This window comes from Pseudomonas sp. LBUM1649, from assembly GCF_059716155.1.
Window position 1 is genome coordinate 5506956 of record NZ_CP166807.1, and the last position, 21253, is coordinate 5528208.

Sequence of the window (21253 nt, forward strand, 5' to 3'; positions counted from 1 at the left end):
TGTTCAAGCGCGCTGCCACAGTTGCATGACAGTTTCATGAATGCCGCTCAGTGGTCGACGCGATAACTATGTAGTGCCACAGGACTGGGGGATTTTTTTTTAATGGCGCTCCATCAGGAGTGGACACGCCGCTCCCCTTAGAAGAGCCCCGTCACTATGACCGAAAGACTGCTCCCGACGCTCCCCACCCCCGAGTTAACCGCCATACCCGAGTTTTCAACGCTGCCGAGCAATATCGATCAGAGCCTGTTGCAAAGCGCCTTGACCCGTTGGCAAGCATGCCAGGAAGGTTTGCAGGCGCTGTTCGCAGGCGCGCCGCTGAACGAAGGCGCAAATGCCTATTGGGCTGCCCGCGCCTCCGGTACACCGCTGTCGCGGCGTGATCGAGCCAATCAGTTGTACCGCGACCATATCGAAGCAGCGGCCCAAGTGGCATTCGCCCTGAGAACCCTGAGCGCCGAACAATTGAAACCGCTGTGGTTGGTTCTGGACTCCGAAACCTTGGCAATGCGTCTGGACGATCAACTGATCCACTGCGAACACCTGGCGCTGAAGTTGAGCGACAACAGCATCCTGAAACTCCCGGCGGCCTGGGTGATTAGCGTGGGCAACCAGCAACCGGTCGCGCAATTGCTGTACTTGCCCTCTCGACCGGTTCCCGTCCAGGCCTTCAAAGAACGCAGCGACATGGAGCATTGGTTGTCCACGCAATTACTCGCTCCGCCAGAGTTACCCAGCCATTACAGGTTTGAATACACGGCCAAGACCGGGCCATTGACGACAGGCATCGCGGAACTGTTTTCGCCCGCACTGCAAGCCCCCCTCGCCGAGGTGTTTGCCCAAGCGCCCACCCTTGAGGACCTGGAGCTGACCGAAGGCTTTGGCGATGAAGATCAATCATCGCTATTCGATAGCCTGGCTGCCGATATTCCACTGGCGTTACGCCAGACCTCGCTTGGCAAACAGCGTGCGGCGCTGGAAACACTGCTGGGTGAAGCTCTGGACAGTGACCGTCATCAGGCACTCGACAACACACTCAAGGCGCTGGAAACCGCAGAGCTTGCTGCAGACACGGCCGCATCCACCCTGCTTTACCGATCGCGCACGCTGGACCTGACAACTTTCAATCGTGGCTTCAACGCACTTTACCAGGCACACAAGGACGGCTTGAAGGCCGAGGTTGAACTTCAACGCACGCTCAATCAGCTCGATAGCACGGAACTCGAATTGCTCAGGGTCTTGCTGGACACGCCTGATGCCGCCGAGCACGACCCTGACGTTGCATTCGCCAGTCTGTCGCTGAGTATGAGAACAGATACTGGCGACCCTTTGCGCCAGGAGCTCAAAGGGGTGTTTGTCATTGCCCCACCGCAAACGCTGTCCAATCCAGACTCGCCCCACAGTCTGCTGCTTTACTGGCCCGGCATCGGCGGCGGCTTGCAGCGATTGGCCAACCGCAAAGACCTGGAACAGCAGTTATTGAAAATCCAGGGACAGGACTCGATGCTGACCCTGCAACTGAAGACCATCACGACAGATCCGCTGCTGTACAGCCTCAATCAACAGATCAGCCTTTTCGAAGAACAGGCCGCGCAAACACGCCAGCGCTATCCTGACAGCGCGCAGGCGTCACAACGTGCGCAGGAACTGGAAAAGCTGCGCAGACAAACACTGGCGTTGCTGCAGGTCCCGGTGAACGCAGCGAGAAGTCTGGCCCTCACGCATATACAGGAACAACGCCGTAGTGCCTTGATGGTTGCCCGTCTTCCCACCTGGCTGGCCACCTTGGCAGCACCCGACTGTGCCAAGCTCAAAAGCCTGACCAGCGACTATATCCAGGCCATGCAGCGCAGCCACGAACAACTGGAAACAACCCTGGTGCCTCGCGACGCATTCACCCGTCGACACCTTCAGGCGCAGCTGCGCACAGACTTCTCACTCAAAGGTGACTTTGACGTCCAATTGGACCTGCCCGACTCCGTCACACTGCAAAAACAACTGACCGACGGTGCGGCTCCCGGCACCCCGCAAAAACTGGTGGCAGTGCCCAGTGCCGGCAGAAGCAAGATGTCACTCGAAGAACTGGCCCAGCTCAATATCGACAACACGCCGTCGATGCGGCTTGAGCCCTTGTCCCTGCGCCTGGGCTTCATGCGTGTGGAGGTCACGACGGCGGACGCCGGTGAACGCCAAGCCCTGACGGCCGGCATCACCCATGCCTACCTGCTCAAGACGCTGCCGGAGCTGGATCTGCCCAAGGCCTACGAACAACTCATCTACGACACCTTCATGGGCAGTCACAGCGAACCGTTGTTTGTAAGGGAACATCGCCGGGAATGCCTGATCGAGCCCTGGCGCCTGACCCTCAAGCTGCAAGGTGAGTGTGCACGCCTGCAAAGGCAGATCAGCCTCGACGACCTGCAAGTCCTGAACACCGCCATCGACGCCGATACCCCGCAAGCCTGGCACGCAGGCGGCAAGCGCATCGAGATATTGCCGGCCTACCTGAGCGCGGGCGGCAAGGACACCCCCAACGAAGGCCCGGTGACCTTGTCCGGCGTGACGTTCATTCAGGAACAGGCCAGCGGCATGACTTTGTTATACCTGCCGGACAGTCCCGATGGCCAGTTCCTGCGCCGTTACGACAGCCTCGAAGAAGCGCGCAAGTCCCTGTTCAACCTGTGCCTGCGCAGCGAGATGGTCAGCTATCTGGCCGGTCGCGCCTTGCTGGGAGACGTGCGGGCTCATGAAAGCCGGATCAACCAGGCAGTACTCAAACACTTCGACGCCATGATCGGTGTCGGGGTGCGCTGGCCGGCGGTCACTTCGCTGGCCGCGCACCTGCTCAATACACAGATGGGACGCCTGATCGAAGCCCATCGCGGCACTTCGCGTTCCAACGATGCGTTATTTCTGGAACGCTACGCGCTCAGCGGACCGAAGGCATTGAATTACATAAAAATGGCCTTGGGTATTGTGCCCTTTGTTGGCGCAGTCGTTGCTCTCTACGATGCCTGGAGCAGTGCCAATCGGGCCGTCGCGGCGCTGTTACGCGCTGATGTGGGTGAAGGCCTGACAGAGATAGAGTCGGTGCTATTGTCTTTGATCGATGCCGCCATGGACCTTCTTCCCAGTAGGGTGGGCACCAAATCGGCCACGGCCGCCCGCGCGTTGACCCGTGCTCGTCAGTTGCGGGCGCTCGGCGAAGGCGCCATGGCCTTGCCACCGACATCAAAATACCAGGCGCGGCACATCGCCCAACGCTTCGCCGGTTACGAGTATGAGAAACCGATATCCCTCGTCGGGTTGCAACCGGTCGAGCACGGTGTCTATCGCAATGTCTACCGTCATGCCGATGGCGACTTTATCACTCGCCAGGGCCGTATCTTCCAGGTTGAACCGAGCAAGGACTCACGCGGCTGGCGACTGAGCGGCACTCATAAAAAAACCTACAAGCAACCCATCGCTCTCGATGAAGCAGGCCGCTGGGACACCTGGTTCGGTGTTTACGGGTCGACTTTCGAGGGTGGCGGGCTGGGTGGTGGCGGCGTGCTCGGGCATCTGGCGGACACCCTCGACCCGCTCTGGCCGGCCGCCATTCGCCAACGACTGCCACGGTGGTGGGCCGATCGGTTGTTTCGCCGTCACCACGCATTGACCGAAGCCGCCGACGACTTTGCGCCGCGGCTCGATACTCGGGTCCAGCGCACCAACGCGGCCCTGGAGACGTACAACACCAGCCCCATCGAAGCCCGTCCGGCCCTGCTTCGGGCCACCGAAGCAGCCTGCATCGGCGACATCGAAATGGCCAGCACGCACTATCAGACACTGGTCGACCTGGCGCCCCTGACCCATGGCAACAAAAGGCGCGTACTCAAAGACATGCAAAGTCATGACGCCCTGCTGATCGCCGACAGGCAAAAGCAGCGAGTTTTCTTTGCCAACCATCGGGCTGATCCGCTCATGGACAAAATCGACGCTTTAGTCGACCAACTGGACACACTACCGGACAGTGCGCTCGCCGAACGCATTCGGATTCTGCACGACATCCGAAAGCTGCGTGTGGAGTTCATCGGCCACGTAGAGCAGATGGAAACTGCAATGCGCGACCTCAACCGGTGGTACGAGCGCATTACGGTCAGCGCCGAAAAGGCACAACTGACACCCGAAGTAACGATGTTGAACGGACGTCTCAGCGAATCCAATCTGCTTTACCTGAAAACCGGTCATCTGCTGGAAACCGTCAAACGCTTCGACACGACAAAGGATCTCTCCTGGTTCCATCTACAGGCCCAAGCCGACAGCCTGCGGACCCAAGTCGACCGCGCACTGTTCGTCCAATATAGCCTGCCGGAAGTCACCGCCACCCGGGCCCAGCGCAATCAGATTCTTCAGGAGTGCCTTGAGCACTACCGACAATTCCGTCGTGGCATGAATGTCTGGACCGCCAGCTATCCACAGCACTTTCATCTCGACGCTGTGGCGCCCTTGCTGGAGGGTATCGAGAAAATGGCCGAACGGGCCAGCAAGGCCATCGACCTACCGGCTCCCGCCCTGCCAGCCGGGCAACGCAGCAAGAAAGTCTTCACCACTGAAGACGACCACTTGTTGATCGGGGTAGAACGCTGGGAACCGACAACCCAGAAGCGCCAATACATCCTGACCGGTCGCAGTGGCGTCGAGGAAATATGGGAACAGGGTGCAAACGGCAAGTTTCGCTTGCTCAATCCACCAGAGCCGACCGCTCGTCCCGCGCAAAGGGACCTCAGTGCCATGATTGAAGATGCGCGTAACCGCCTGCAGTCGCAGCAGGGCTATCAGACGAAGATTCAAGCCTATGCAGCGCAGGACATGCTCCCGGTCGATCTGGAGCACATGATGGTCAGTGAGGCCAGCGAACTGACGCGCCGGGCGCTCGATATCGAAGCCGTTGCCCCACAGAGCCCTGTCATCCAGCAACTGCGTAACAAGGCGACGGAACTGATTGCCACCGGACGGCAGATGCGCACCCGGCAGTCACTGCGCAGCAAAAACCCTACGGATGGAATGCTCGATGATCTGATCAGCCAAAACGCCGTGGAGATACGTAAAACCAGCCCGATCAAAAGTCTGCGAAAACGCCCTGACGGCCGAGCCGATTACCTGCAGGAATACGAAATCTGGGACCTGACCGACGTCCCGCCCAAAGTGTTGTGGTACGCCCATTTTCATTACACCAAGGCGGCGCCTATCTTCGCCGGGTTCGAAAAGGCGCACCTGAAACTGCCGCAATACCGGTTTCTGACCCACGCCGATGACGCCAACCTTCCCTATGCCGACATCGGCAAAAGATCACCGGCATTGCGACATTTCGAGCAGGTCTGACAGGTAACACGGGAGCGGTTGATCCGCTCCCGTTATCGTCCTCAAGCCAGTTGGCTGCGCAGTTGTCGTGCCGTGGCGACCCTGTTCACCAGGGCGGCCTCGGTTTCCAGCCACGCCCGGGTCTTCAAACCGCAATCGGGGTTGACCCACAGCCGCTCGGCCGGGATCCGCTTCACGGCTTTGCTGATCAACTTGACCATCTCGGCGGTGTCCGGCACCCGCGGCGAGTGGATGCGCGACACGTTTTCGCGGCTTTTCAGTTCCGGATCGAGTTTGTCTTCGCGCTCCAGGTCCACCGGGCTGTGCAGCAGCGAGCAGGAGCTGCTGACCCACAGGTTGTCGCCAAAGCGCTCCTGGGCAAATTGCAGTTGTGCCAGCACCGGTTCCAGCTCGCAGCGCCAGACGTTGCGGCCGTTGACCAGTCCCACCGAGAGAACCTTGTAGGTTGGCAGGCGATCGAGCACGTGCAGCAGTTGATCCGGCGCGCGCACCGCGTCGATGTGCAAGCCTTGCACCGGCAGGCCGACGGCCAGGCCGAGGTTGTCCTGCAGGCCGCTGAAGTAGGTCGCCAGCAGCTTTTTCAGCGGCGAGTACTGCAAGATATGGTAGGCGCGTTCAAAGGCGTTTTTCCATTCTTGTGGCAAGTCGAGGGTCAGGATCGGTTCATCGATCTGTACCCACTCCACTCCTTGGGCAGCAAGACGCCCGAGGATTTCGTTATAGACCGGCAGCAGGCGTTCCAACAGGTCGAGTTTGTCGAAGTCTTCGCCTTTGACTTTGCCCTGCCACAGGTAAGTCAGCGGGCCGATGATCACGGGTTTGACGGTGTGACCCAGGGCCTTGGCTTCGTCGACTTCGTCGAATAGCTGTTCCCAACTCATCTTGAAATTTTGCTCAGCGCTGAATTCCGGGACCAGATAGTGGTAGTTGGTGTCGAACCACTTGGTCAGCTCCTGGGCGTATTGCGCCTTGCCGTGCTCGCCGCCGCAGCAGCTCGCCGTGGCGCCACGGGCCATGGCGAACAGCGTGTCGAGGCTCGGCAGGCCTCGCTCGTCCCGCGTGCTGTCGAAACGCTCGGGGATCACGCCAAAGGCCAGGGAATGGGTCAGTACCTGGTCGTACCAGGCAAAGTCGCCGACCGGCAGCAGGTCGATGCCCGCGTCTTTCTGCAATTGCCAGTGGGTGGCGCGCAATTGGCGACCAACGCTTTTCAGCGCCTTTTGGTCGAGGTCGCCCTTCCAGTAGGATTCGAGGGCTTTTTTCAGTTCGCAGTCGGCACCGATGCGGGGAAAACCAAGGGTGTTGGCTACGGCCATGTCGAATTGCTCCTGGGTAAAAGATGGCGCTATTATCGACATCCGACCCATCATGAGACAAACTCAACCTTTTCGTGTTGATCACAAGTTTTCCTCATGGAGCCCCCGGTGCTTGAAATCCGTCACCTGAAGACCCTGCACGCCTTGCGCGAAGCCGATAGCCTGGTGGATGCGGCCGACCGCCTGCACCTGACCCAGTCGGCGCTGTCCCATCAGTTCAAGGAGCTTGAGGAACGCATGGGTATGCCGTTGTTCGTGCGCAAGACCAAGCCGGTGCGTTTCACCAGCGCAGGTTTGCGCCTGCTGCAACTGGCCGATGCCACTTTGCCGCTGCTGCGCGCCGCCGAGCGCGACATCGCGCGGCTGGCCGGTGGCACCGCCGGGCGCCTGCACATGGCGATCGAGTGCCACAGTTGCTTCCAGTGGCTGATGCCAACCATTGACCAGTTCCGCGACGCCTGGCCGGAAGTCGAGCTGGACCTGGCTTCGGGCTTCTCCTTCGCCCCACTGCCCGCCCTGGCCCGTGGCGACCTTGACCTGGTGGTGACGTCCGACCCGGTGGAACTGGTAGGGATCACCTATGTGCCGCTGTTTACCTATGAAGCGATGCTCGCGGTGGCGAACCAGCACCGCTTGGCCAGCAAGGCCTACATCGTCCCGCAAGACTTGCTCACCGAGACCCTGATCACCTACCCGGTGGAACGTGACCGGCTGGATATCTTCACGCGCTTCCTGGAGCCGGCCGACGTCGAACCGGCCCAGGTCCGCACCTCGGAACTGACGGTGATGATGATGCAACTGGTGGCCAGCGGCCGCGGCGTGTGCGGCATGCCCCATTGGGCGCTGCATGAATACAGCTCACGGGGCTACGTGAAAGCCAAGCGCCTGGGCGAGAAAGGCTTGTTTGCGACGCTGTATGCGGCAATTCGGGCCGACATGCTCGATGCGCCGTATATGCGCGATTTTTTGCTGACGGCCAAGGACACATCGTTTTCGACGCTGGATGGTGTTAGCGCGGTTCGTTAGAACACTCCTGTGGCGAGGGGACTTGTCCCCGTTGGAGTGCGAAGCACTCCCCTGCATTTTTCAGACAACCGTGCTCGCAGGTCTTAGGGCCGCTTCGCAGCCCAACGGGGACAAGTCCCCTCGCCACAAAAGCGGATCTTGTCGAAGTCCACATGTTCAGGCCATCCGTTTTTGCTCAAGCATCAAGCGCAGCGCCAGCGCCGACAACACAAAGCCCATGAAATAACGCTGCATCGCCAGCCAGGTCGGATTGCTGACAAACCATGACGCGATGCCCGCCGCGAACATGGCGATCATCAGGTTCACGCAGAAACTGACGCTGATCTGGGTCAGCCCCAGTACGATACTTTGAGTGAACACCGAACCGTGCTCGGGGGTGATGAATTGCGGAAACACCGACAGGTAAAACACCGCAATCTTCGGGTTCAGGGCGCTGGTGAGAAAACCCATGGTGATCAGCTTGCGCGACGAGTCCGGTGGTAACTGTTGGGCTTTGAACGGCGAACGCGCGCCCGGCTTGACCGCCTGCCAGGCCAGCCACAACAGGTACAGCGCGCCAGCCCACTTCAACACTTCATAGGCCATCGGCACCGCCAGGAACACCGCGGTCAAGCCGGCCGCGGCGGCGAACACATGCACGAAGAACCCCGCGACCACGCCGAGCAACGAAGTCACCCCGGCCTTGCGTCCCTGGCAGATCGAACGGGAGATCAGGTAGATCATGTTCGGCCCCGGTGTCAGCACCATCAACAACGCGGCAGCGGCGAAAATCAGCAGGTCTTGAAGCGGGATCATGGGCGAAGTCTTTTGCGTAAATGATCAAGCGGTCGCGGTCAGCGAAGCTCGATAAAACGGCAGGATCAGGTCCCGTGTCAATGGCGCCAGGACGACACCACCGTCGGTGGCCGGGTCGATCCAGAGCACTTCTTCGATCTCGGCGGCCGGGGTGACATCAGCATCGATGGTCAGCAGAAACAGTTCGGCCTGTACGACAAAACCCGGCTCATTGGCGGCAGGGGCCGAGAACTGCCCGAGGAAAGTGGCGTGCGTCGGATCGATGAGCAGCCCCAACTCTTCTTCCAGCTCCCGGGCCAGTGCGCTGACCGGTTGTTCATGGGCCTCGATCTTGCCGCCCGGTTGCATGAACGCCTGGGTGCCGCGCTTGCGCACTAGCAGGGTGCGGCCGTCGGGGCCGATCAACAGGGCGGCGGCGATGTGGATAAGTCCACAAGGTTGGGCAGGAAACGTCGACATGAAAAAAGGCCTTTGACTCAAAAGCGGCAAGGATCACATGTCCGCCACCTATGATCAAAGGCCCCCGTATTGATGCGGCGAGTCGGACCGTAGGGGTACATGTTGCCGTTGGTTACCAGCAGCAACTCGGCCCCAGTTGTGCGGCGGCCTGACCTTCACAGCCCCGACATTGCGCTTCACCAATGAAGCGATTTGATCGGGGCAGGTTCCTTCATGACGATAAAACCGTAATCCCCAATCAGGTAAATCCGGTAGTACTGGCTCTCCACCAGCGGCGGGTAGCCTTGATAACCCACCCGCGTCGCGTTGCGTCGCTCCTTCTCCGCGACCACGTTGGTGATACCCACCTTGGGCAGGTTTTCAGCCAGCATGTAGAAGTCGACGTTCAGCAGATAATGCAACACCGGCATCTGCTTGAACGAACCCGCCGCCCCCAGCAGCCAGTGATCGGAATAGGTCACCGACATGTAAATGCGCTTGGCGTCACGCAAGGGTTGATGGCTGGTGATGTCGCGTTCAAGGCTGTTCAGCGCACTGCTGGCGAAGGATTTCTGCACCGTCAGGACCCGGCCATAGGCAAACGATAACGACAACATGGCCAGCAGCGGTATCAGCAACAGCAGCGGCAAGCGTTCGTGGACCGTTGCCAGCGCCAGATGACTCAAATAGAACAGCAGCACCAGCAACACCGCGAACCCCATCAAGGTCCTGGCGCCTTCGTTGAAGTCGCGGAAGAACAGCGCGACACCGGATACCAACAACACCACGACCGGCACTGCCAACAAACACAACAGGCCGATCAGGAGTTTCTTCGGCACGCTGTCATTTCGCTCGACAACCTTCAATCCCAGACGAACAGCACCGGCAATGGCGCATAGCAGCAACCCGGCGGACACCCAGGCAAATCCGCCATGGAACAGCAGCACGACTTTTTCCAGTACTCGCGCGATGTTGATGTGGATTTGCAGCAAAGGCTGCGCTGCACCGTTCAGCAACACAGTGCGATCCTGCCCCATGAAGGGGTATGCACTGACGCAGTAGATCAGCCAACCGAGAATCAGCTGGGCGATTCTCCAGCCGATCAAACCGCCCCACCGCGGCCAGGCCACTTTGTCATTGACCGCCCTGAGTACTTCAAGACAGCACAGGCCGAGAAACACATTGATGCTGACTTGATACAGGCCCAGCGCCAGCGCAATCAGGAAGGAAGGCACCAGCCATTGCAGGCTGCGCGACGGATGACGAAAGGTGATGGCGTAGATCACCGCCACCACACTCAAGATCATGACCGGGCCGTCGTATTGATAGGTCAGGTTTTGCAGGAAGAACGGGTTGTACCAGAGCGGCAACAGCACCAGGCAGCAGGCGATGGTCGGTTGGCGGAAATGATGAAAGGTCAGGCTGGTCAGTGCCCAGGACATGGACAGGGTGGCGATCAACAATGGCAGCGGGAAGATGTTCGGCGCACCACTACTGAAGGTCAGCGCGTTGTAGAACAACTCGGCGAACAACCGCCCTTCCTTTGCCCAGGCCATGCCGGCCGACAGCGAGCGCCAGTTGTCATCGATGTAGGGATAATCCGCGAGGATCAACGGCAGGACATACACAAAGGTCGCGAGCAGAAAAAACAGCCAGGCCTGACGTCGAGTGAGTTCCTTGATGAAGAAATCGCTGAACCTGCCCATGCTAGGGTTCGCGCCTGTCTTTGCCGCCGACGATGTCCTTGACCACATAGCGCGGTCGGTGTTTGGCTTCGATGTAGATCCGGCCGACGTACTCGCCAAGGATACCGATGCCGATCAGTTGCACGCCGCCGAGAAACAGAATAGCGGTCATCAACGAGGGGTAACCGGGCACGCTGTTACCGAAGAATATCTTGTCCAGCACCATGTACACCGCGTACAGCACCGCAAAAATCGAAATCCCGCCGCCAACGTAGGTCCACAGGCGCAACGGCACGGTACTGAAAGACGTCACGCCCTCCAGTGCCAGGTTCCACAGTTTCCAGCCATTGAACTTGCTGCTTCCTGCCACGCGCCCGGCCCGCTCGTATTCCACCACCACTGTGTTGAACCCGGCCCAGGACAACACGCCTTTCATGAACAATTGATGCTCGGGCAAGGTGCGGATCACGTCCACCACCTTGCGGTCCATGAGCCGGAAGTCACCGACGTTCTCTTCGATCCGGGTGTAGGAAATTCGATTCAACAGGTGGTAGAACAGCGCCGCGCTGTGGCGCTTCAAATAACTATCGGAGGTGCGGTCGCGGCGCTTGGCCAGAACCACGTCCGCGCCTTTTTGCCACTGTTCGATCAACCGCGGGATGACGCTGATCGGGTCCTGCAGGTCGACGTCCATCGGGATGACCGCATCACCGCTGGCATATTCCAGACCGGCAAATAGCGCCGGTTCCTTGCCGAAATTTCGCGAAAAATTGATCAGCATCACCTGTTCGTCCACCTGCGCCAGGGCCGACGCCTGTTCGGCCGTGCCATCGGTACTGCCGTCATTGATAAACACGATCTCGACTTCGGCCCCGTCGAGTTTCAACTCACGTCGTACCGCCTGATAAAATAGATTGATCGCCTGTTCTTCGTTGAACACCGGGACGATGAGCGAAACCTTCATAGGTCACGCTCACGAAACACCACGTACTTGGAAAACAGGAAACCGAACACCAGGCTCAACGCAGAAAACAGCGCCACGGTCAGCAAGCCATGCAACCGCCAGACATCGCCGGCGTGGCCGACACCGAGGCTGAGCGCACCCATCGCCACCATGAACGACAGATAACCGCCGACTGACGCCTTGGCATCAAAGGTATAGAGCGCGTTCATATAAAAGGAAAACGAGGCCGCCACGCAAAAGGCTGCCAGGTTGCTGGCCGCTTGTGTGAAGCCGGCAGCCACGCTCAAGAGAAAAAAGATCTGCCAGTGAATCAGCGTGTTCGCAACGCCAATCACGGTGTAGCTGGACAAGCCTTTGCATGAAAGTCTCACGTGACGCTCCTGCGATAGAACGCGGATCACACAAGTATTTGAGCTTGTCTGCTGTCAGAAATCGCAGGAATGGCAAGCTTTCAGACCAGCGGTAAGGATCTGCGATCACGCCAGGAGACATTCCGAAATATCCCGCTTTTGCAATTGCCGGCGAATCAGTCCACCCTGCGCGCCGCCAATATGTGGCGCGCAAGTTTTTGCGCCTTCGTCTAATCCTTTGTTCAATACCTGTTTACGAGCCTGCCGTCATGACGCTAGCGCGCGATCACCGGATCGATTTTTTTCGCGGTCTGGCACTGATCTTCATTTTCTGGGATCACGTGCCCCACAACCCTTTGGGTCAAATCACCCTGCGCAACTTCGGCTTCAGCGATGCCGCCGAAGTCTTCGTGTTCCTGGCCGGTTATGCGGCCGTCCTGGCCTACGGCAAAGTGCTTGCACGGGAAGGCTTGCTGATCGCCTGTGTGAAAATCCTGCGCCGCGCCTGGGTGCTCTATGTGGTGCACATCTTCCTGCTGGCGATGTTGATGGGCATTGTGTTCTTCGCCAACAGCCACGTGGAAACCCGCGATCTGGTGGAAGAAATGGGCATGCACCACTTCATCAGCGACCCTCAGCAGGCCTTGATCGATGAGCTGCTGTTGCGTTTCAAACCGAACCTGATGGACCCGCTGCCGCTGTACATCGTGCTGCTGGCGGGCTTGCCGCTGGTGCTGCCGATTCTGGTGCGCAAGGTCTGGCCGGTGGTGGCGGTGTCCTTTGCGCTGTACCTGACCGTGCCGTTGTTTGGCTGGAACCTGGCCGCGATCAAGGATGGCGTCTGGTACTTCAACCCCGTGGCCTGGCAACTGCTGTTTGTCCTCGGCGGCGCGGCGGCGATTCATGCTCAACGCCCACGTTTGCCCGACACCCGGCCGCTGGTGCGCCAGCCGTTGTTCATGACGGCGGCGGTCTATGCAGTACTCGCCGGGGTGTTGACTATCGCCTGGCGCTGGCCACAGATCCACGACGCCCTGATGCCCACCAGCCTGAGCAATCTGCTGTACCCGATCAGCAAGACCAACCTGTCGCCTGTGCGCCTGCTGCACTTCCTGGCGCTGGCCTACGTCACCGCGAAACTGCTTCCCGATACCGGCTGGACAAAAAATTGGCTGGCTCAGCAAAGCTGTCGCATGGGGCGTTTTTCCCTGGAGATTTTCTGCCTGGGCGTGCTGCTGGCGCCCTTGGCGGACATGCTCAATGCGCTGACGGACGATGCGTTCGCCATGCAGATCTTCACTGCTTTGGTGGGGGCTGGATTGATGGCGTTGCTGGCGGTCTGGCTGGAGTTCAACAAACGGCTGAATCAGACAGTCAAAAGATCGCAGCCTTCGGCAGCTCCTACAGAAACGGACCGCATTCCCCTGTAGGAGCTGCCGGAGGCTGCGATCTTTTGATCTTGAAAACCCAAAAAGCCCCGATCATTTCGATCGGGGCTTTTGCATTTCGGGCGTTACGACTTACGAGGCCGAACGCACCGCACCTTGCGTCGCATTGGTCGGTTGCAGCTTGAATACATAGAACAACACCGTCAGCAGCACCAGGAACGCCGGGCCGACATACAGCGCCACGCGGGTATCCGGGAAATACGCCATCAGGCCGACCACCAGCACCAGGAACGCCAGCGCCAGGTAAGAGCTGATCGGGTACAGCCACATGCGGTATTTCAGGCCCGCACGCTCGCTGGCGCTCAGCCCTTTGCGGAATTTGAGCTGGGCCAGCAGGATCATCACCCAGGTCCAGATCGCGCCGAAGGTGGCAATCGCCGTCACCCAGACAAACACCTTCTCAGGCACCAGGTAGTTGAGCAGTACGCCCAGCAGCAGGGCGCCAATCGACAGCAGCAAGGCGCGACGCGGCACGCCATTGCTGGAGGTCTTGGCGAAACCGGCCGGGGCCTGGCCGTTCTGCGCCAGGCTGTAGAGCATGCGCCCGGTGCTGAAGATGCCGCCGTTGCAGGACGACAGCGCGGCAGTGATCACCACGAAATTGATGATGCCGGCGGCGGTCTTGATGCCCAGACGCTCAAAGGTCATCACGAACGGGCTGCCCTGGGTGCCGATTTCGTTCCACGGGTAGATCGACAGAATCACGAACAGCGCGCCGACGTAGAACAGCAGGATCCGCCAGAATACCGAGCCGATTGCGCTGGGAATGGTCTTCTGCGGGTTCTTCGCTTCACCGGCGGTCAGGCCGATCATCTCCACGCCGAGGTAGGCGAACATGACCATTTGCAAAGACATCAATACGCCCTGAACACCATTTGGCATGAAGCCGCCGTGGGTCCAGAGATTGGAAATCCCCAGCGCCACACCGTCATTGCCGAAACCGAATGCAATGATGCCAATACCACCGAGCACCATGGCAATGATGGTGACGATCTTGATCAGGGCGAACCAGAATTCGAATTCACCGAAGGCTTTCACCGCAATCAGGTTGATCGAACCCATGCTGAGCAATGCCGCCAGCGCCCAGATCCAGCGCGGCACATCGGGGAACCACACGCCCATGTACACCGCCACGGCAGTGATTTCCGCGACACAGGTCACCAGCCACAGGAACCAATAGTTCCAACCGGTCAGGAAGCCCGCCAGCGGGCCGAGGTAGTCTTGGGCGTAACGGCTGAACGAGCCGGCGACCGGGTTGTGCACGGCCATCTCGCCGAGCGCACGCATGATCACCAGGATTGCCAGGCCACCGATGATGTAGGACAGCATGATGGCCGGGCCAGCCATTTCAATGGCTTTGGCCGAACCGAGAAACAGACCGACGCCGATACAGGCACCGAGTGCCATCAAGCGAATATGTCGTTCGCCGAGTTCACGTTTGAGCGGGCCGCCCTGGGCGGTCTCGCCGTGGGGCAGGTGATTGCCTACGGGCATGGGGTACAACCTCGTCTTGTTATTGGATATATCCACCGAATGGCGAAGCGTTGACCGATAAGCCATCGCCTCCCTTGACCGACCCTGCTTCGTGGGCAGAACCGTCTTGCAGGCCAAAACCTGCGAGATCAGCGGGGGGGTAGTATAAAAAGCAGATGATAGAGATTTTCACTCTATAAACCACAAAAATCAGGAGTAAATCTCGGCAAAACCCCCATCTACGGAGATGAATTATCTGAGCCTTGTAGGATATTTCGCTTTTTGAAGCGCACGGTATTTGGTAACAGCACTGTTGTGGCGAGGGGATTTATCCCCGTTGGGTCGCGAAGCGGCCCCCTGCGTCCATTCAGACTGACTGAGCTGTCAGGATTTACGACTGCTTCGCAGCCGGACGGGGATAAATCCCCTCGCCACAAAGCCGCACTCACCAGTCCTTCGTCACAATCAGAATATTCACTCAACAATTGAGGACCCGAAATGGCTGTCGGCACCTAGCCTGATAGCGTCACCCGACAATCACGCTAAGGAAGCAATGGATTGCCTACTCATCCGAATTCACATCGCCTGCGCTTCGGCCGGCATTCCGAAAACGGTCGCGCCTATCTCATCACCACAGTCATCCACAAGCGCCAGCCCATCTTTTCTGATTGGCGTTTAGGGCGCTTGCTTGTTGCGGAACTTCGTCGAGCTCAGGACTCGGGGCTAGTGAGCTCAATTGCCTGGGTTGTTATGCCCGATCACTTTCATTGGCTGATGCAGTTGCATGACAGCAACCTGGGGAACGTTATCGGCGCTACCAAAGCACGCAGCACCCAAGCTGTGAACAAAATGATTGGTCGGCGTGGCCCACTCTGGCAAACCGGCTATCACGACCAGGCTATCCGCGATGGTGAAGATCTCTTGCCGTTCGCACGTTATATCGTCGCCAACCCATTGCGAGCAGGAATTGTAGAGAAAATCGGTGACTACCCGCTTTGGGATGCCTGTTGGCTGTAATGCCGAACAGGATTTACTGTGGCGAGGGGATTTATCCCCGTTGGGTCGCGAAGCGGCCCCCTGCGTCCATTCAGACTGACTGAGCTGTCAGGATTTACGACTGCTTCGCAGCCGGACGGGGATAAATCCCCTCGCCACAAAGCCGCACTCACCAGTCCTTCGTCACAATCAGAATTTTCACTCAACAATTGAGGACCCGAAATGGCTGTCGGCACCTAGCCTGATAGCGTCACCCGACAATCACGCTAAGGAAGCAATGGATTGCCTACTCATCCGAATTCACATCGCCTGCGCTTCGGCCGGCATTCCGAAAACGGTCGCGCCTATCTCATCACCACAGTCATCCACAAGCGCCAGCCCATCTTTTCTGATTGGCGTTTAGGGCGCTTGCTTGTTGCGGAACTTCGTCGAGCTCAGGACTCGGGGCTAGTGAGCTCAATTGCCTGGGTTGTTATGCCCGATCACTTTCATTGGCTGATGCAGTTGCATGACAGCAACCTGGGGAACGTTATCGGCGCTACCAAAGCACGCAGCACCCAAGCAGTGAACAAAATGATTGGTCGGTGTGGCCCACTCTGGCAAACCGGCTATCACGACCGGGCTATCCGCGACGGTGAAGATCTCTTGCCGTTCGCACGTTATATCGTCGCCAACCCATTGCGAGCAGGAATTGTAGAGAAAATTGGTGACTACCCGCTTTGGGATGCCTGTTGGCTGTAATGCCAAACAGGATTTACTGTGGCGAGGGGATTTATCCCCGTGCGGCTGCGAAGCAGTCGTAAATCCTGACAGCTCAGTCGGTCTGAATGGACGCAGGGGGCGGCTGCGCCGCCCAACGGGGATAAATCCCCTCACCACAGATAAATCCCCTCGCCACAGATCAAAGTGGATCCACGATGATTGGGACTTCACAATTTTTTCACCAACGCCAACCACCGACTAAGCTTCAGACAAGTCCGATCAATCTGCGTGAATGGATCAATCGACTATGGGCGCTTTACAGCAATCCGATTCGAGTACAACCGTGGTCCAGACTGAACCTGTGGATGAAGCGCCAATACCTGAAAAACCTCCTCGCAGCCGCGTCAAGCACGGCTGGAAAGCGTTCTGGTTGCTGCTGGTGATCATTGCGATTGTCCTGGGCCTGGCGGCGTCCAAGGAGATGCGCACGTCGAGGTTTCAAGCCCGGGAAGTCAGCAAGTTCGCGAAAACCCTGAGCTATGAACTCAAACCCGGTCCCAGCGACGCGATTCACTACCCTGGCGCTGGCCCATTCGACCTGCGTCTGGGTTACAGCTCGCTGGATGAATTCCTGCCGCGCCTGCTCAAGCGTGATTACGTCATTTCCGCCCAGATCCGGTTTTCCCCGGCACTGATGGACTACACGGCCAAGGGCCTGTTCGTGCCCTATGCGGAGAAAATCCAGGCAGGATTGTCAATCACCGATTGCCGCGCAAACCCCGTGTACCAGTACAAGTATCCGCAACAGCTCTATTCCAGCTTTGAGGCGATCCCGCCGGTGGTGGTCAATAGCTTGCTGTTCATCGAAAACCGCTTTTTGCTCGACCCTCGCCAGCCCCTCGCCAACCCGGCCGTGGACTGGCCGCGATTCGGCATGGCGGCGTATACCCAGGTCGCCAAGATGCTGCACCTGCCCGGTCAATCGGCGGGCGGCAGTACCCTGGCAACGCAACTCGAGAAGTATCGGCACTCACCGGATGGGTTGACCGTGTCGGGCGGGGAAAAAATTCGCCAGATGATTTCCGCCACCGTGCGCGCCTATCAGGATGGGCCGCAAACGCTCAAGGCTCGGCAGAACGTGGTGCGCGACTACCTCAATAGCGTGCCGCTGTCGGCGGTGCCGGGCCACGGTGAGGTGCATGGCATGGCTGAGGGTTTGCGCGTGTGGTACGGCGCCGACTTCAACAAGGCCAACGAAACCCTGGCGAGCGACGCCACGGATGAAAAAACCCTGGCGGAAAAAGGCCTGGCCCTGCGCGAGATGCTGTCCTTGATGATTGCCCAGCGCCGCCCTTCCCATTACCTGACCAAGGGCCACGATGAACTGGCCGACCTCACCGACAGCCACATCCGCTTGCTGGCACAAAATGGCGTGATCGATGCGCCCTTTGCCGCCGCGGCATTGGCCAGCAAAGTGACGTATCGCGACTGGGCGACCCAACCGACCATTCAACCGATCGAAACCAACAAGGGCATCAGCGTGGCGCGCAGCCGCTTGGCCGGGTTGCTCAATCGTCCGCTGTACGATCTCGACCGGCTCGACCTTTCGGCCACCAGCACCTTGCAAGGCGAGTTGCAAACCCAGGCCACCGCCTACCTCAAACGCCTGGCCGACCCGGCCTATGCGGCGGAAATCGGCCTGATGGGCGAACGCTTGCTGACCCCCACCAGCACCACCCAGGTGCGCTACAGCTTCACGTTGTTCGAGCTGACACCGGATGGCTCTCGGGTGCGGGTCCAAACCGACAGCACCGATCAACCATTCGATATCAATGAAGGCAGCAAACTGGAACTGGGCTCCACCGCAAAAATGCGCGTGCTGACCACTTACCTGCAAATCATTGCCGAGTTGCACGACAAATATGCCGAGATGGCCGTCCCGGAACTGAAGAAAGTCGAGGTGCCGGATCAGGATCGCCTGAGTCGCTGGGTGGTCGATTACCTGATAGAGAACAAAGACCACAGCCTGCAACCCATGCTCGGCGCCGCGCTGGATCGCAAGTACTCGGCCAGCCCCGGCGAAGCGTTTTTCACCGGTGGCGGCTTGCATACGTTCAATAACTTTCGCAAGGAAGACAACGGTCGCAACCCGACCCTGCGCGATGCCCTGCGCGAGTCGATCAACCTGCCATTCATTCGCCTGATGCGCGACCTGGTGCGCTACACCACGTATTCCGGCACCAACAACAGGGCCGAATTGCTCAAGGATGACCGCGACCCTCGCCGTCAGGAATACCTGGCTTCGTTCGCCGACCGCGAAGGCACGTCGTTCCTGCTCAAGTTCTGGAAAAAATACCGCAACAAGGACACCCAGGCGCGGCTCGAGACCTTCCTCGACAGCATGCGCCCGACACCGATCCGCCTGGCCGCCGTGCACCGTTACCTGTTGCCGCAGGCCAGCCAGCAAAGCTTCAACACCTTTGTGCGTTCGCACCTCACAGGCGAAAAGCTCACCGACAAAGAGAAACTCACCGACGAGCGCCTCGAACGCCTGTACCTCGCCTATGGACCCGGCACCTACGACTTGCCCGACCAGGGCTTCATCGCCAAGGTCCACCCGCTGGACCTGTGGATGGTGGGCTACTTGCTAACCCACCCGGACGCCACGTTCAAAGACATTGTCAAAGCCAGCCAGTTCGAGCGCCAGGAAGTCTACAGCTGGCTGTTTAAAAGCCGTCACAAGGGCGCCCGTGACAACCGGATTCGCACCATCCTGGAGATCGAAGCCTTCCTCGACATTCACCAGCGCTGGCAGAGCGTCGGCTATCCGTTCGATCACCTGGTGCCGTCGCTGGCCACCGCCATCGGCAGCTCCGGCGACCGCCCGGCAGCCCTGGCCGAGCTGATCGGCACCATCCTCAACGACGGTGTGCGCATGCCGACGCTGCGTATCGACAGCCTGCACTTCGCGGCGAACACACCCTATGAAACCAAACTGATCAATGACCCGGACGTCGGCAAACGGGTGATGCCGTCCGAGGTCGCCACGGCCATGCGCGAAGCCTTGTCGCAAGTAGTGGATGCCGGTACGGCCAAGCGGGTTTCCGGCAGTTTCATCACGCCGGATGGCAAGCCGTTGGCCATGGGCGGCAAGACCGGCACCGGCGACAACCGCATCGAAGCCATCGGTTCGGGTGGTCGAATTCTGAGTTCGAAGTCGATCAACCGCACGGCGACCTTTGTGTTCTTCATCGGCGACACCCATTTCGGCACCCTGACCGCGTTCGTGCCGGGACGCACGGCCGAAGCCTTCAAGTTCACCTCAGCGTTACCGGTGCAAGTGCTCAAGGGAATGGCACCGATTCTCACGCCGTATCTGCAACCGGGGAGCGACACGCAGTGCCTGCCGGTTGAGGTGGCACGGCGCTGATCCCGGCTCACCCGACTTCCGAATCCCAGACGACGGTCACGCTTCCCGAATACTGTCGCTGAAGTCCTGGGCGAATCATCTCGGCGACTTCACTCGCCGGGATTTCGAAGTGCAGCGTTCCCGGTGTGCGATCCACATAAATCCCTGGCTGGAACAACTGCGTGCCACTACCGTCCAGCCGCAGTGGCTGGCGATTGACGGCCTGGCCGCCAGCGTCCGTCAGGCCATGGGGCAGGCTCACGCTGACGTTCAGTGGCACGAAATGACCGGACAGCGGTTCACTCAGCGAACAGGTATTGCCCTGGACATACTGGCACTCCATCTGCATTTTGAAACGCGAACTGGCGGATATATTGAAGGTCTGGTCGCGGAAAAGTCGCGTCGGTTTTCGCCCCTGCGTCAGCCACGATTGCCAGCCGCCCTGGGGTATCAGTTCAATGCGATTGCCGCCCGGCGGTATATCGACTTTTAGCGTGTGCTGAACATCCAGAACGAAGTTCAATCCCAGGGTCGAACTACTGGGCTGCATGATGTCGCCCATGTCGAAGTCCATCCCGGGACCCAGGGTGTAGGTCAGTTTTCCGGAGTACTTTCCTGAGGACATGCCCAGTGGGTTGGGGGTGACCAGTTCATAGGCAAAGTCGAGGTACTCGTAACGCAGCCACGGGATATCAAACTTCGCCTGCCTTGAGCACACCCCATCCGTGGGCGTCTTCCAGAAAAACCCGTAGGCGTTTGACCAGATACTCCCCACGCCGCTGTAGGTGCAGGGCAGCGGTGTGTTAACCCATGTGCCGTCCCACAGCTTCCAATGCGCATCCCGATAAGTATCAGTAGGGCCGACCAATTTCATGATGTCTTCGGTCACATACCTCGAACCGAGTCCGGCGATCCGGACTTTGAGCATTTCACTTTCACCGGTGCTCTCATGAAAAACCGTCAGGTCCCGCCATTGCGCCGGGACTTTGAACATGGCGCCCTGACGTTCAGATGGATGATTGGCCAGAATCGGTGCACTGGAGTCGAACCGAATCGGCACTTGCAGGCTGAACATTTCGTTGTCAATACATTGCTGAGGGAAAGCGGCGCAATACCCACTGGGCGGTGTATCGTTGTTGAATTTATTGCGCTGCGGGTTCGCCGAGTCCGGCTTGAAGGAGGCCTGGATCGACATCTCCTCAGACCAGGCCGATGACAACCACATCGACAAAAAAAAACCCGCACCCGCACATCGTTTAAACACCTGAAAACGGTTCATCCCTTTAG

General features: G+C 59.0%; 14 protein-coding genes. 6 read left to right on the forward strand and 8 right to left on the reverse strand.

The window, feature by feature from the left end:
* Positions 1–156 precede the first annotated feature (156 nt).
* Positions 157–5364, forward strand: coding sequence for a dermonecrotic toxin domain-containing protein (locus tag ACA058_RS25460; RefSeq protein ID WP_497636432.1), 5208 nt, complete (start codon positions 157–159; stop codon positions 5362–5364).
* Positions 5365–5405: 41 nt separating this feature from the next.
* Here ACA058_RS25460 and ACA058_RS25465 read toward each other — a convergent pair whose 3' ends face one another.
* Positions 5406–6680 (reverse strand): hypothetical protein, encoded by a 1275-nt coding sequence (locus tag ACA058_RS25465; protein ID WP_497636433.1) that lies wholly within the window; start codon positions 6678–6680, stop codon positions 5406–5408.
* 108 nt (positions 6681–6788) lie between these two features.
* Here ACA058_RS25465 and metR point away from each other — a divergent pair, with 108 nt between their 5' ends.
* A complete protein-coding gene (gene metR, locus ACA058_RS25470; protein ID WP_008056654.1) occupies positions 6789–7706 on the forward strand; it encodes a transcriptional regulator MetR in 918 nt (305 codons plus the stop codon).
* A gap of 156 nt (positions 7707–7862) precedes the next feature.
* Here metR and ACA058_RS25475 read toward each other — a convergent pair whose 3' ends face one another.
* The 5 genes from ACA058_RS25475 to ACA058_RS25495 form a co-directional block, all read right to left on the reverse strand.
* Positions 7863–8501: a LysE family translocator gene (locus ACA058_RS25475; protein WP_497636435.1), complete on the reverse strand. Its 639-nt coding sequence runs from the start codon at positions 8499–8501 to the stop codon at positions 7863–7865.
* 24 nt (positions 8502–8525) lie between these two features.
* Entirely contained in the window at positions 8526–8960 is a 435-nt protein-coding gene (locus tag ACA058_RS25480) for an NUDIX hydrolase (RefSeq protein ID WP_497636437.1), read from the reverse strand.
* 176 nt (positions 8961–9136) lie between these two features.
* Positions 9137–10645, reverse strand: a complete 1509-nt coding sequence (locus ACA058_RS25485; RefSeq protein WP_497636438.1) for a glucosyltransferase domain-containing protein — start codon at positions 10643–10645, stop codon at positions 9137–9139.
* Between the two features lies 1 nt (position 10646).
* Positions 10647–11588 (reverse strand): glycosyltransferase family 2 protein, encoded by a 942-nt coding sequence (locus ACA058_RS25490; protein WP_497636439.1) that lies wholly within the window; start codon positions 11586–11588, stop codon positions 10647–10649.
* The gene (locus ACA058_RS25495; protein WP_497636440.1) at positions 11585–11959 is read right to left on the reverse strand and encodes a GtrA family protein; all 375 of its coding nucleotides are present in this window, start codon (positions 11957–11959) and stop codon (positions 11585–11587) included. Before ACA058_RS25495 ends, ACA058_RS25490 begins: the two co-directional genes overlap by 4 nt.
* Positions 11960–12207: 248 nt before the next feature.
* Here ACA058_RS25495 and ACA058_RS25500 point away from each other — a divergent pair, with 248 nt between their 5' ends.
* Positions 12208–13368, forward strand: coding sequence for an OpgC family protein (locus ACA058_RS25500; RefSeq protein ID WP_497636441.1), 1161 nt, complete (start codon positions 12208–12210; stop codon positions 13366–13368).
* 90 nt (positions 13369–13458) lie between these two features.
* Here ACA058_RS25500 and ACA058_RS25505 read toward each other — a convergent pair whose 3' ends face one another.
* Positions 13459–14880: an amino acid permease gene (locus ACA058_RS25505; protein WP_497636442.1), complete on the reverse strand. Its 1422-nt coding sequence runs from the start codon at positions 14878–14880 to the stop codon at positions 13459–13461.
* Between the two features lie 537 nt (positions 14881–15417).
* Here ACA058_RS25505 and ACA058_RS25510 point away from each other — a divergent pair.
* The 3 genes from ACA058_RS25510 (at position 15418) to ACA058_RS25520 (ending at position 19987) form a co-directional block, all read left to right on the forward strand.
* Positions 15418–15876, forward strand: a complete 459-nt coding sequence (locus tag ACA058_RS25510; RefSeq protein WP_497636443.1) for an REP-associated tyrosine transposase — start codon at positions 15418–15420, stop codon at positions 15874–15876.
* 261 nt (positions 15877–16137) lie between these two features.
* Positions 16138–16596, forward strand: a complete 459-nt coding sequence (locus ACA058_RS25515; RefSeq protein ID WP_497636444.1) for an REP-associated tyrosine transposase — start codon at positions 16138–16140, stop codon at positions 16594–16596.
* A gap of 268 nt (positions 16597–16864) precedes the next feature.
* The gene (locus ACA058_RS25520; protein ID WP_497636445.1) at positions 16865–19987 is read left to right on the forward strand and encodes a transglycosylase domain-containing protein; all 3123 of its coding nucleotides are present in this window, start codon (positions 16865–16867) and stop codon (positions 19985–19987) included.
* A 7-nt stretch (positions 19988–19994) separates the two neighbouring features.
* Here ACA058_RS25520 and ACA058_RS25525 read toward each other — a convergent pair whose 3' ends face one another.
* Entirely contained in the window at positions 19995–21245 is a 1251-nt protein-coding gene (locus ACA058_RS25525; protein ID WP_497636446.1) for a hypothetical protein, read from the reverse strand.
* Positions 21246–21253: the final 8 nt, after the last annotated feature.

What these genes read in the sequence shown, in the direction of transcription:
- ACA058_RS25460 (WP_497636432.1), top strand. Translation starts at nt 157, where the DNA reads ATGACCGAAAGACTGCTCCCGACGCTCCCCACCCCCGAGTTAACCGCC.
- ACA058_RS25465 (WP_497636433.1), bottom strand. Translation starts at nt 6,680, where the DNA reads ATGGCCGTAGCCAACACCCTTGGTTTTCCCCGCATCGGTGCCGACTGC.
- ACA058_RS25475 (WP_497636435.1), bottom strand. Translation starts at nt 8,501, where the DNA reads ATGATCCCGCTTCAAGACCTGCTGATTTTCGCCGCTGCCGCGTTGTTG.
- ACA058_RS25480 (WP_497636437.1), bottom strand. Translation starts at nt 8,960, where the DNA reads ATGTCGACGTTTCCTGCCCAACCTTGTGGACTTATCCACATCGCCGCC.
- ACA058_RS25485 (WP_497636438.1), bottom strand. Translation starts at nt 10,645, where the DNA reads ATGGGCAGGTTCAGCGATTTCTTCATCAAGGAACTCACTCGACGTCAG.
- ACA058_RS25490 (WP_497636439.1), bottom strand. Translation starts at nt 11,588, where the DNA reads ATGAAGGTTTCGCTCATCGTCCCGGTGTTCAACGAAGAACAGGCGATC.
- ACA058_RS25500 (WP_497636441.1), top strand. Translation starts at nt 12,208, where the DNA reads ATGACGCTAGCGCGCGATCACCGGATCGATTTTTTTCGCGGTCTGGCA.
- ACA058_RS25505 (WP_497636442.1), bottom strand. Translation starts at nt 14,880, where the DNA reads ATGCCCGTAGGCAATCACCTGCCCCACGGCGAGACCGCCCAGGGCGGC.
- ACA058_RS25520 (WP_497636445.1), top strand. Translation starts at nt 16,865, where the DNA reads ATGGGCGCTTTACAGCAATCCGATTCGAGTACAACCGTGGTCCAGACT.
- ACA058_RS25525 (WP_497636446.1), bottom strand. Translation starts at nt 21,245, where the DNA reads ATGAACCGTTTTCAGGTGTTTAAACGATGTGCGGGTGCGGGTTTTTTT.